The organism is Pseudoalteromonas sp. ATL1, from assembly GCF_058933015.1.
Genome location: NZ_JBZYXL010000002.1, coordinates 887,935 through 901,157, shown reverse-complemented (window position 1 = coordinate 901,157; position 13,223 = coordinate 887,935). Strand labels below are relative to the sequence as shown.

Sequence of the window (13,223 nt, the reverse complement as noted above, 5' to 3'; positions counted from 1 at the left end):
ACCTATCAATGAGCGGCTCTGCTCAAAACACCTCACTCTCTTAGTAGAATATTTATGGATAATCTAACCATTGCGACTCGTCCTTTTGAAAAGACGGGCATGGACTTTTATCGCCTTAAAGAAATCGGCGTGGAGTCCTTACAGCGGTTGGCTGGGCAGACTTGGACGGATCATAATTTACATGATCCGGGGATCACAATTCTAGAAGGGCTATGCTACGCCATTACAGATTTGAGTTACCGTTTGTCATTTCCAATCGAAGACTTGATAGCGCCCTCTAGCCCCGTTTCGGCGCAGCCTTATTGGGCAAAACATGATGCACTGGCATGTAACCCAGTCACCGAAGACGACTATCGCCAGTTACTACTTAGCTTGCCTGAAGTTAAAGGCGTCACTGTTAAACCTGCAAGCACAATATCAGGTGGGCCACAAACACATGGCTTGTTTGACATTGTTATTGAACCACAAGATGGGATCAGTGACGAAGCGAGTATGATTGACAAGGTCAAACGACTGTTTGTTGGCCATCGCAATTTAGGTGATGACCTAAACAAAGTGCAAGTAGCTTGGCCGCAAAACTTAGTGTGTAAAGTGGCATTGAGTTTAAATAGTGATGCGGATGTAGAAGGCACAATTGCAGCCACTCTGGCCGCTTTAACAAAGTTTGTTGATAGCGAAATCCATGAGCGTAATGTCCAATCACATGTGCAAATTTATGTCTCCGACTTGATTAAGGTTGTGGAGGCGATAAAAGGCATAGAAGCGTTTGAAATTTTGGGGGTGGCACAGCGAAGGGCTGGAATTGGCCTTGCAAAAGTAGCTTCAGAACAAAATCAACAGCAGCAAAATATGCTTCGGGTAGCAGAGCATCAAGCGCAACTAGACTTTGAAAGTTGGGTACTTGTGCTTGAGCAGTTAACTCAGCCAAGTTATGTGCGTTTTGACTATCAAGCGATGCTGGCAACCGACATGGTTGAAGTATCACAAGCGGGGCATTCACTCACGTTTGACAGCGAAGCGGTTGCTAAAAAGGTGTATACCTTGTTAGCGCCCGTTACCTCAGAAGCGTCGTCTGAACAGCGTTTTACGGGACGATATCGTAATTTAAACGATTACACCCCTGTGCAACATGAACTGCCATCTATTTATGGAGTCGGGCAAGAACGTTTGGCATTACAAGGCGATACGACACGACAAGCAGAGATATTGCAGCTTAAAGGGTATCTAACCCTGTTTGATCAAGTGTTAGCGAACTTGTTCGCACAATTGGAAAATATCAAACATTTATTTGCGATACCCCATAGTGCTAAGTGGCGAAATATAAGTAAAGTTTTTGACGATATGTTCGCCAGCCGAACCTTAACTCGCACCCAAGTTGGCGACTTTTGGGATGCCGTAGCGGTGTTGCAAAAAACGCATTTAACTCAACCGCTTACTACAGTGAGTGAGTTAGATACCTTACTCGGCGACGCATTTCGTTGTTATATGCGCGATGGTTTCTCGGGGTTGACTGAAGCGCCGTTCTCAGATGCGATGTTAACGCGCAGTATCAATGGTATGCGTCATTTGCTAGCACGTTTTGGTGAATCTCCTGTGGATGCGTCGATTCTGAAATACAAAGAAGTTTTAAGTCACTATCAGAGCGTTTTAACGCAACATAGTCATGCGCCAAAAAATGCCACGGTTCTGATTTCACGCTTGGTAAAGCTAAAAACATTACAGACTTTGGCCAGCTCACTTGCCCATTTACCGAGCATTTGTGGTAACCGAGGTCAAGGCATGGACTATTTAGGTAAACCTATTTGGGGGGCATGCAGCGCACCCGGTTATAAAGTTCGCTTATGCCATCAAATAGGGTTAACGACGTATAGTGAACGTTTGCTAACGCGGCACAATCGTGAAGGTTTTCATATTGTTGAATCCGTTATGTTACGTCCAGTCGCTGCAAAAGCGGATACTGCAAAGGTGTACATCGTTTTACCCGATTGGCCAACGCGCTTTGCGAATGAAGATTTTAGGCGCTTATTCGAGCAGCTTGTTTTACGAGAAACGCCATTACATTTGATGCCAGAGCTGATTTGGCTCACGCGTGAGCAAATGAATAAGTTTGAAGAAATCTATACCGCATGGCGTTATGAATGGAAAAAATCCGCGACACTTGGATTAACGGAGCATCTGTTAAAGCCTGAACCACAGCTCTCATTACAGCACTTAAATGAACTTAGCCAAGCGTTAGTATCGTTCTTCGACATTTATTTCAATGGTGCCGATAAACAAGATTTACTTAAGCTCAGCGTTCAGCCAACTGTGCAGCAACGTGTTGCCGGACAAGGCTTGGTATTAGGTGTACAGCAAAGCCATCAGCTTGAACAAGAAACGCGCTTAGGTGATGCCAGCACTAACTCATTCGTACTGTCAGTTACACAACCTCACTCTATATCTACAAAATAATCACGAAGGAAAACGTATGTCTAATTCAAAGACAAACTCACAAAGTCGAGATGGGCTTAAAGACGCATTCTCGGACGGACAGACTCTGTCTGGCAGCCAATTTGAACAACTGATCGATTCGAGTATTAATCAGCTCGATGATGAAATTTATGCAAAAGACACCAAGCTTGGTATTGGAGAAGAAAACCCCAGAGCTAAGCTCGAAATTAAAACCAATGATGACGATGCCATATCTGATGGCAATCAATGTGCTGGTATGCCACAAGGCAGCATTCATGCACTTCACATCAAGCATCATGAGCAATCGTTATTTGACGTATCTTCTACTGCCGTGAGTGCTAAAGTGGATACCCATATTGATGGTGATTTAGAGATTAAAAAGGCGGGGCAAAATAGTCAGGTTAATGTATCAGCTGATGCTACCCATTTGGTTTCATTGACTGCCAACGCGGATCAGGCCGCATTAGCAATATTGGCACAAGATGGAACGGCAAAAAGTGTTATTGATGCCGATGGTAAATTGGGCATTGGTACCGCCTCACCAGAGCAGCCGCTTGAAGTTGCTGGTGGTGTGGTGATTGGCAAAAAATTAGCAGGTAAGCCGCAATCGGGTATTGAAGATGGTCTGGTTGTCGAAAAGGATCTTAAAGTTGGTGAGCAAGTAGAGGCTAAATCAGCCATCGCAACGCAGATCCAAGCAAAAAGTTCGCTAAAAGTAGGCCAGCAAGTCTCATCCAATGCCTCTTTGTCAGTGTCAGGTTTTAATAGCAAAGATGCATTAAGTATCAAAAACGACGACAGCAGACCCGAGTCCATCATCGTTAAAGCTGACGGTAAAGTAGGTATTCACACCAACACGCCAAAAGAGCATTTTGAAGTAAACTCAAAAGCCAAAGTAAACGATGTGTTATCTGCCGAGAAAGGCATTGTCAGCAAAGGCTCTGTGACAATTGGTGATACAAATACACCGAAAGATACGCCAGAAAAGGGCCTCAGTGTACAAGGCGATGTGCATGCGCAGGCATCACTTCAGGTTAACCAGCAGTTAGCCATTGGCGAGCACCCAAACACTGCTACAAGTAAGCTAAGCGTACAAAGTGAGCAAGGTCAATCGCCTTTAAACATTGCCACAACCGCAAAAACTGCTGCCTTACATGTGAATGAACAAGGACAAGTGGGGGTAGGAACCAAGACGCCAGCTCAGCAGTTAGATGTGCAAGGCAGTGTTGATGTGTCTGACACGCTTTACAGCACTAAGCTTGAGGTTAAAGAATATGCGCAATTAAAGGCGCGTGTTTCTGTAGGCGAGCGTCGCAATGACGAAAATGCGCGTTTGGCGGTACGACAACAAAGCAGTGCACCTGCCTTGTCTGTGTCTGACATGGCTGGTAACGCCAACTTACAAGTGGGTACTTCAAGCAGCACGGTTAAAATCAAACAAAAAAATGACGTTAACAAAGCACTGCTCGACATTAGCATTGATGGCGGTGAGCAAGAGCACAGCAAGTTTAAAGTCACTAAGTCAGGCAAAGTCGGTATTGGCGTTGAAGATCCTGAGCAACATTTATCGGTTAAGGGCGATGCTAAAATTTCTGAGGGCTTAACCGTTGAGGGCCAGACCAAAGTAGACACTCTGACGACTAAGCAAACGGCACAGTTTGACGGTAATACCAACATCTCTGGGCGTACCTCTATTGGCTTAAACGCAGGTGTTGAAGACGATGATAACACCGACCCTGCTCGTTTATTCGTTAAAGCCCGTCAAGACGATAAATATGCACTCAATATCAAAGACGCCAACAACCGAACCAGAGTCTCTGTCGGCCAAGGGTGCGATGATAATTTAGTGGTAACTCAGCCAAGTAATGCCAAAGGTGACATCTTTAAAGTTGAGCTTGATACAGCTAGCGAAAACCAACGCACTCGTTTGAGTGTAGACAAAAGCGGTAACGTGGGCATTGGGACAGGCAATCCACAAACTCCTTTAGATGTGCAAGGTAAGGCGAGATTGCAAAACGACCTGGAGGTCATAGGAAACGCAGATTTAAACAACTTAACAGTGAGAGGGAATGAATCCGAGACAACTCTAGAAGGCTCACTCACGGTTGATGGCGTGACAACGCTAAGTGATATTAGTGTGACTGATTGTTTGGCGGTTGGCATTGAAATTACCGTGGACGAGTCTGATGCACTGAGTTTTAAAGTAAAGGGTGGATCGAAATTAGAGGGCAAGCTAGAAGTCACGGATGAATTAGATGCTAACCATTTGCACGTTGAGCACATGTCGACGTTCGGTAAGCTCAATAACAATAATCAACCCAGTGATCAGGTAGTAGCTCAGTTCAATGGTAAGGTAAATGCTCGCGAAGGGCTGATACTAGACAAAACACTTGAGGTGAAAGGTAAGGCAATCTTTGCAGAGGTACAGACGAGTCAAAGAGCTACATTCAATGGCTTAACTGTGAAAAATCCTCAAGATGGTAGTGCTGCCGATACGCAGCTGAGCGGCGATTTAACGACGAACGGCAAAGCAACTTTTGATAAAACGTTGGCTGTAAAGGGTAAATCTTTACTTGGTGAGCTTAGCGTGTCTGGCGGTGCGGCACTGAACAAAGGGTTAACAGTGAAAGCCATCGGGACTAGCGCCGACGTGTTAGCAGTGACGGATCAGGTTACTGTCACGGGTGATATGAGCATTCACGGTAATTTAGAGCAAACTGGATGTTTTACACTCAGTGCGGCAGAGCTACCGAATCAACACAATACAGACGTATTTACGCTTACGGGCAATAGCACTCAAACAGGTACTGCCGCTATCACCGGTACATTAAAAGTTAAGGGCCATTCACTGCTGGAGGGAACCCAAGCAATCACTGGCACCCAAGCAATAACCGGCACCCAATCGGTGAGCGGGCAGGCATCACTGGGCAGTGTTGTGATAGGTCCTAGCAATGCTAAAGGTGAAAACGGCGACCCTATTGCCAGTGCCACGATACATGGTGCGTCTGAGCTTCATGGTGATGTTGACATAAAAGGCCAACTAGAAGTGGCCCAACAAGCAACTTTTGGTACACGTGTAGAAGGTGAACAAAGCCGCGTTGTTATACAAGGTCGCTCAGGTAAACACGCCGTTAAAGTGAATGATAGCGAGCACAATACCTTATTGGACATTGGCGGCTGTGCGCAAGTTGTGAAAATCTCCAAACCCACAGAGTCTCAAGCTGATCTATTAAAAATAATGGTTCAAGATGAACCAGTAAGTAAAGTCATGGTAGACAAGCAAGGTTGGGTTGGTCTTAACACAGATTGCCCTAGCGCGTTGCTTGATGTAAATGGTTCAGCAAGAGTGCAAAATAACTTAGAGGTTGACGAAAGCGCCTCAATTGCAGGCCAAATTGCATTGGGCGACTTTGAGCAAGGGCAAAGCGCACAAGCTCGTTTGCATGTAAAACACAATGCTTTAGATACCCATCCGTTACAAATTGATGTTGCACAGCCAGCAACCGAAGGACCGTCGTCTGAATACACCGCATTGACTATCGATAATCAGGGTCAAATCGGGATTGGCACAGATAAGCCAATGGCCTCTTTGGATGTACAAGGCGATGCGTTTATTCGTGATGGTCTAAAACTTGGCGCAGGTAACCTTGATGTTGAAGAGCAAGCCACAGTTGGTAAGCTTGAGGTGACACACACCACCACGCTTAAAGGTAAAGCGCTGTTACAAGGTGGTGCACAAATACAGGCAGAAGCCGGTAAACAAACCGCGTTGATAACAAAAGGTGATGTACAAGTCGCTGCGGGTGAAAACTCATCAGGCGCTCTACAGGTTGCAGGGCGCGCTTCGCTTAACGGTGCAGCGCAGATCCGTACAACAGACCAAGAGCAAGTAGCTTTAACGGTTGATGGCACCACAAGCCTACAAGGTAATACTGAGGTAACAGGTGGCGCTGCCAACGAGGTCGCACTGCGAGTATCTCATGGTGAAACGCACCTAAGCGGTCGGGCCACAATCAGCGGTGGCACAGCAACTATGCCAAGTTTAAATGTAGAGGGTGAGACGCAAATTACTGGCGACTTATCACTTAATAAGTCCTCGCAGCAAGCTGGTAGCTTAAATGCCGATGGCTACAGTGCATTCAAAGGTGGCGTACAGATTAGTGCAGATAATGCACCCTGTGGGTTACAAAACACATTAGAAGTACAAGGTCATACACATACTACAAGTCTATTGGTTGATGATAAAACCACTCTTAATGGCGAAGTTTGCGCAGCAGAGCTCACCGTTTCAGGTGCAACTAAGCTGACAAGTGGCCTTAATGCATTAGGCCCCATAACAGGCTCTGAGGGATTAAATATTACCGATGGCAATAGCCACTTTGCAGGCGAGTTGACCGTGTGTGATAAAACCGCCTTACGCAATGGGTTAAGCGTATCAATACCGGGCTGTGGAGACGATGACAAACTAGCACTAGAAGTGTCGGGTAAAGCACTTTTTGAAAAACAGGCTGAATTTGCGCAAGGTGCCATTGTTCATTCAGCGCCAGCACAAGGGTGTATGGAGCCTACGCCTGCATTGCAAGTACGTGGTGATGCAAAAGTGGACGGGCACACAGAACTGGAACAAGGCGTATCTATTGGGCGCGCTGATGCAGGCTGTGAGAGTGAGCCTGCATTGACTGTGAATGGTAAATCACATTTACACGATGACTTATATGTTGCAGGTGAAGGCACGTTTGGTGAGCGCAACTTAGGCGATAGCACCAAAGTGGTGGTGAGCAAGTCGGGCGACAATAGCTCAGTGCTTAAAGTGACCGATTTGGACAAACTGGCTCGTTTGGAAGTCAAAGCAGGCTGTGCAGAAAACGTGGTGGTTCGTCAGCCTCACAATGCGAGCAGTGCCGCATTTAAAGTTACTCAAAATGTCGCTGAAGGCGGCTGTGTGGGAGAGCGTACCAACTTAGTGGTTGATAAGTGTGGTCGAGTAGGTATTCACACAGATAACCCAGAGTACACCTTAGATGTGAATGGTGATGCGCGCATTAAAGATAACCTGACGATTGAAAAAAACACTCATGTAAAAGGTAAGCTGAAGGTAAGTAAACAAGCTCAGTTTGACACCACCGCAAACTTTAAAGAAGGCTTTAAATTTGGTCAAACCGGCATACCGGTACAAGGGGTGAGTAATGACTTAACCACCGCCAGCAGTTGCGTCAACGAGTTGGTGACTAAATCAGCGATTAAAACCTATGTTGATGAAAATACAGCATTACTTGGCCAGTTCCCTAATCATGTGGTGATCCGAGATCAGCAACAATTTGAGGCCGTATTTGGCGATGGTACAAGCGAATGTGTTGAGTTGCCTTCTGGCACTCGGGTGTTGTTAATTGCACCCAGTGAGCTGGCAAAGCCGACATGCCCGGATGATGTAACGCCGCAATTTGTGCAACATGATGAGTGTTCAGCGGACACTACACCTCAGTTTGCACGCTCTAGTGCGTATGGCTTTGATGAGGGCTCCTGTCAATCAGACTATGAACAGCCTTGCTGTGACAATGCACCGTGTTGCGTATGTCCACCGCACCCACAGCCTATGCCTTATGTTTTGAAAAACGCAGTGCGTTTGAACAGCCACATCAGCATTATTGGTCTGGATATGGATGCAACAAGAGTCGTAAAAGCACATGCCGCATGTCGTTTTATCATCGAGGGTCAACAAGACTGTTGGATAGAAAAAATTCGCTGTGAAGGCTGGACCTTTGATGGTCGCATGCTCGAATTAGACTGTAGTGGGGGCGCATTCCGATTGGAGTATGCCCGAGAACTCACCTTAAATTGCCAACTTATTAACCACTACGTAAAAGGCAGTGGCGGTGCTATTTATTCACCTAAATATAATATTGATGGCTGTTATCAGGTATATAACGAAGCAGTTGAAGCGCTACACATTCAGCAGTGCCGCGCACATCAATATGGCGAAGATTATGCACCCGAGGGCGGCGCTGCTTATGGTTTGTATCAAGCTAACCTATCTGCAAGCGAATGTTACGCCGATTTAGGGGGGGCTTATGCATCATTATTTGATAGTGTCGCAGTGGCCAAAGCATGTTACGCAATGATGGGGGGCGCAGCTTATCACTGTGAGCGCCTTAAATTAACAGCCACAAGCTGCTGCGCTAGTCAAAAAGGGGGAGCGGCTTACGAATGCGAAGACTTAATCTGTGAAGGTTACTGGCGTGGTAACCGAGCATTTGACTGTAGCAGCCAAACGCATGAGGATGACGAGCAACCACGCTGTTCAAGTAAGAATATTTACGCAGGTGGATGTTATTGGAGCGGTATATATGTGGATGGACGAAGAGGCAACCCCTATTACCCTTGGAATTGCTATAACTGCTGATCAACTTTAATCTAAACCTTTACGCCGGCTCAAGCAGCCGGCTTTTTTATGTGAGAAAAACAATGAAACACTATGTATTAATTTGTGCCGAGTCTGGGTTAGTCCTAAAAGATGAGGTATTTACCACACCAAGTAAAACCATTAACCCACATAGTTGTTATGTGGAGTTAACAGAGCCGGTTGAAGCGCAGCCTTGGCTCGCACAGCAAAGTAATGAGGTCGTTGTGTTTGAGTTTGATATTAACTCTATGGTCACAGCGGAAGGTTTAGCACCTGTGGTGCTTGAGCAAGACGGAATTTGGCATAGTGCATATCAAGCGATAGAGGCCCAGTCAGAGGCTTAACTGCCTCTGAAAACATGCGAATAACACACTATCTGCTTTTAAAGGATCATTATGGTTGATATTAAAATTGACCAAGCCGTACTTGATGTAACGCTAGGCAGCGCAGCTGTTGACGATTTTGCCCAGCAAACGCTGCTGCCGCTGGTACAGCAATTGCTGCTATCGTACCGCGTGCCAAATGCGCTGCAAAAAACCGCGTCTTTAACTGTCAGGTTGTCGTCATTGGAGTTAGATCTGGGCGAATTACCTCATGATGAAGCGCAGTTAAGCACGGTGCTCCGCGCGCGTTTATATCATCAGTTGAATGATGCAATCGCTCAAGTTGGCGCTCAGGCATCGTTAACGCCTAGTGCTGCGCTTAGCCCTGTCGAGTGTGCGGCCGAGCAAAGTAGTGAGTTGACAAGCTCAAACGTGGTATTTGCAAAGCATCAGGTTAACGAACTACAGGGGCCATTGCAGCAATTACACAAATTGCAAAGTAGCGAATTTGCTTCATCAACGTGGTATAACGCGTTAACCAAACTTGAACGGATATGTCAGCAGCAACCCACAATCCCCGCGTCATTAAATACTTGGTTGGCACAGGCTAAGCGGGCAACTGAGCAAGCCCAAGCAGCCAAGCGTTATGATAATGCGCAGTTGCAAAAGTTGTTGCATGTGGCGGCACACAAACTGAGCTTAGGGCATTTGGATGCGCATCAATTTGCCGCGCAACTGCGTCTAAAGCTGGTTCAGTTGGCCAACCTGTTACCCGCGTCAGATGCTGCGCAAGTAAACGAATGGGCACACGTACTGGGCAGTCGAAGCGCGGTTGAACACAAAATGGTAGTGAACGTGTTCTCGCGCCTCCTACTATTGTTAAGTCGCGATAATATACTCGGCGAGCGCAATTTAGTGCACAGCAACGGTGAACACGAAAAGTCTAACGCCTTAATGTTTATTAAGCCCTTACAGGCGCAATTACGTAAGGAGTTAAAGCAATGGTTTAAGCTATTGCGTGCGACTGTACATGATCAAGTTCATGGTCCTGTTCACAACAATACGGCGGAACACTTTAGCCATGTTATCAGGCAGCTATTTCGCCAACTGCGCAAATCACTCAGCGTGCAAGCGGTGCAATATCGCGATTTAAGTCAGGCGCAAAGTCTGCTGGTGGCAAACCAAACGCATGCGGCGAACGTGTTGCTTGCCAAGCACGCCTGTGCGTTTAAATGGCTAAGTGATGCACGCTCGGTGCCAAGTGCCGCAACACATGCGGCAGTAACCAGCACGCTTAACTTTTTAGATGAGCAAAAAGCGGCGTTAAATCAGCAGCTCAGTAGTTTGTCACAGCTAAAATCTGGGTGGTTAACACACCCTGAGCGCTTAGAGCAGCCCGCTTATTGGCAGCAACTCAAGCTAGACAAACAATCGCTACAACGTCTTAAGCGCGCTTATCAACACAGTAATGAGTCAACCTCTCAAGCACAGCAATTAAAAGCACAGTTGCGAGAGTTAACGGCCAAAGCGCAAGCACTGCTTGACAAGCAAAACCAAGGCGAACAATGGCACTGCCCTGCAGGTGGTTTAATTTTACTGTGGCCTTTGTTGAACGCCTGTTTTGCCGAGTTGGGGTGGTTAAACCGCGCACAGTCGCAATTTATAAATGAACAGGCACAGCACCAAGCCATGTATTTGCTTGCACACCTTGCAGGTGAGCAAGCGCAAATACCGCTTAGCGCAGCTTTACTGGTTGGGCTTGGGGCTGAGCATATAGAGCAACCATGCGAGCAGCCCAGTGAACAGATGCAACAAGCGGGAGAGCGATTACTGGAGGGCTTACTGCACCACTGGCAGGGGTTAAATACCCGCTCAACGGCCACGCTTACTGACTTATTTATTCGTCGCGAGTGTGTGATAGAGCCTTATGCCAATGGCCATCGCTTAACGGTGCAAAAGCAACCGCAAGACGCATTGTTGCAGAGCCTGCCATTTGGCATTGCCACCATCAAACTACCTTGGTCTGAACTACTTATTTATGGGCACTGGTCATAAGGTGCCACGCAAAAGGTCACTATGAATATTCATACATATTTAACGCCACTGAGTGAGTTACTCGACAGTTTATATACCCTGCGCATTGCTGATGTAGACACCAGTGATGAGGCATACCAAGCCGCTGTGCAGCACTGGAACGAGCGAGTACATACCCATATTGCGCCATTATTGGCACAGGATGAACTGAGCACTTTTGCACAGCGCTTTAATTTAGATGCGCCGCAGTTGGCACTGTGCTTATTGTGCTTGCTGCCGCGTTTTGATGAACGCGCGCGCTACCCGATAGAGCGCCTGCAAGGTAGCTCCTCAGCCAATGGCATATCACTGGAGCTGCTGTTGTACTTTGTCAGTGATGATAGGGCGCAGCGCGCGCAATTACGGGCCAGCATGCAACACTTGCCGGTGTTTAAATGGCAAGTGCTGCAGATACAAGCGCACACACAACTGGGGGACCCCATGCTAATGCCAAGCGCTGAACTGCTGAGCTACTTTGCCGGTGCCATAGCACATAGCGATGTAAACGAGTGCGTAACCTTATTAGAGCCACCAAAGCACACCTTGGTGGCAAACATTGCAAAACTGCCAGAGCAATCAATTCAGGTTATAAGCGTCATTGGTGAAGCGGGTATAGGAAAAAAAAGCGCCGCACTGCAACTCAGTGGGCAGCGCCCTTTATATGTGATGAACCACAGTAAGTTTGCACAATTTACCGACAAACACCTTGTACTGAGCGACGTGTTACGTTTGTTGCTATGCCAAGGCGGCGACTTATACTGGCCACAAGGCCAGCAGTTACTGAATGATGCCCCTGAGCTGGTGCGTATTTGTGCTGATTGGCTTAGCCAAAGTGGTGGTCGATTGTACTTAGCGGACAACGCGCCATTTGTGTTGCCATTGCGCTTGCAAGATATCGCAAACAGCAGTTATGAGCTGAGCTTAGGATCACACATCGAGCTGGCAAACATACTGCAAGCCATGTTCGTCGCTTACAGTGCGCCTGATCAAATCGTGGATATTAATTACCAGCAAGTGTGCTATCACTACCCTATGACCCCAGCGCAATTACGTGCTTTGGTCAACGCTGTAGTAACATCTGCATCTCAACAGCCTATTACAAGCAATGAGGTACTGTTGGCTTGTGTAGCACACAGTGCTCGCCAGCTTGGCGAATTGGCAACACGCATTACCCCGCGTTTTGAGCAACATGACCTTATTCTAAGTGCCGACGGGCATGCCCAATTAAACGAATTGGTGATGCGCTTTGAACACCGTTATGCGTTGGAGTCGCAGGGGGTTGAACTTGAAAGCGGCACCTCTGCACTATTTTGGGGCCGCCCGGGTACAGGTAAAACCATGGCCGCAGAAGTACTAGCAAAACGGCTGCACTTACCTTTGTATAAAGTCAATTTGGCTAACATTGCCAGCAAATGGATTGGCGAAACTGAAAAACACCTTGCGCAGTTATTTGATATGGCAGAGCGCCAACACAGCGTATTGTTTTTTGATGAGGCCGACGCGGTATTTGCCAAGCGTAGCGAAGTAGAAAGCAGCCACGATAAAAATGCCAACCTTGGGGTGAGCTATTTGTTACAGCGCATCGAGCGATTTACCGGGGTATTGATTTTGGCGACCAACTTTAAAGGTAATATCGACGACGCCTTTTTACGGCGTTTAAGCCAAAGTGTTGAGTTTACCCTGCCCGATGAACCACACAGGCTGGCGCTTTGGCAGTCAATGCTCAAAGGTCACTTTAGCTACAGTGCCGACATAGAGCTTAAGCAACTGGCACAGCGCTTAGTGTTTTCAGCCGCACAAATTAAAAATTGTGTACGCCACGCCATGCTACTGGCAACCGCCGAGCAAACCACACAGTTGAGCAAGGCCCATATCGCAGCAGGCGCACACCGTGAATACCAAAAGCAAGATGGCAACACCATGGTTGAGCACTGGCTTAAGCAATGGGCGTTATCAAAATAGCTCACCTCAAATAG

At 47.0% G+C, this 13,223-nt stretch carries 5 protein-coding genes; all 5 read left to right on the top strand.

All coding sequences use genetic code 11. The annotated features are described in order from the left end of the window. The first annotated feature begins 54 nt into the window (after positions 1-54). The 5 genes from AC5FX4_RS21935 to AC5FX4_RS21915 all read left to right on the top strand — a co-directional run bounded on the left by AC5FX4_RS21935 (position 55) and on the right by AC5FX4_RS21915 (position 13,209). On the top strand, positions 55-2,451 hold the full coding sequence (locus tag AC5FX4_RS21935) for a hypothetical protein (RefSeq protein WP_493608546.1): 2,397 nt from the start codon (positions 55-57) through the stop codon (positions 2,449-2,451). A 16-nt stretch (positions 2,452-2,467) separates the two neighbouring features. Next, positions 2,468-8,851: a translocation/assembly module TamB domain-containing protein gene (locus AC5FX4_RS21930; RefSeq protein ID WP_493608545.1), complete on the top strand. Its 6,384-nt coding sequence runs from the start codon at positions 2,468-2,470 to the stop codon at positions 8,849-8,851. 62 nt (positions 8,852-8,913) lie between these two features. Beyond that, positions 8,914-9,195 (top strand): hypothetical protein, encoded by a 282-nt coding sequence (locus AC5FX4_RS21925; RefSeq protein ID WP_493608544.1) that lies wholly within the window; start codon positions 8,914-8,916, stop codon positions 9,193-9,195. Between the two features lie 51 nt (positions 9,196-9,246). Continuing rightward, a complete protein-coding gene (locus AC5FX4_RS21920) occupies positions 9,247-11,229 on the top strand; it encodes a contractile injection system tape measure protein (RefSeq protein ID WP_493608543.1) in 1,983 nt (660 codons plus the stop codon). A 21-nt stretch (positions 11,230-11,250) separates the two neighbouring features. After that, complete coding sequence (locus AC5FX4_RS21915; protein WP_493608542.1) at positions 11,251-13,209, top strand: ATP-binding protein; 1,959 nt, start codon at positions 11,251-11,253, stop codon at positions 13,207-13,209. The last annotated feature ends 14 nt before the right edge of the window (positions 13,210-13,223 follow it).

Coding starts and splice junctions, on each gene's coding strand:
- AC5FX4_RS21935 (WP_493608546.1), top strand. CDS start 55: ATGGATAATCTAACCATTGCGACTCGTCCTTTTGAAAAGACGGGCATG.
- AC5FX4_RS21930 (WP_493608545.1), top strand. CDS start 2,468: ATGTCTAATTCAAAGACAAACTCACAAAGTCGAGATGGGCTTAAAGAC.
- AC5FX4_RS21925 (WP_493608544.1), top strand. CDS start 8,914: ATGAAACACTATGTATTAATTTGTGCCGAGTCTGGGTTAGTCCTAAAA.
- AC5FX4_RS21920 (WP_493608543.1), top strand. CDS start 9,247: ATGGTTGATATTAAAATTGACCAAGCCGTACTTGATGTAACGCTAGGC.
- AC5FX4_RS21915 (WP_493608542.1), top strand. CDS start 11,251: ATGAATATTCATACATATTTAACGCCACTGAGTGAGTTACTCGACAGT.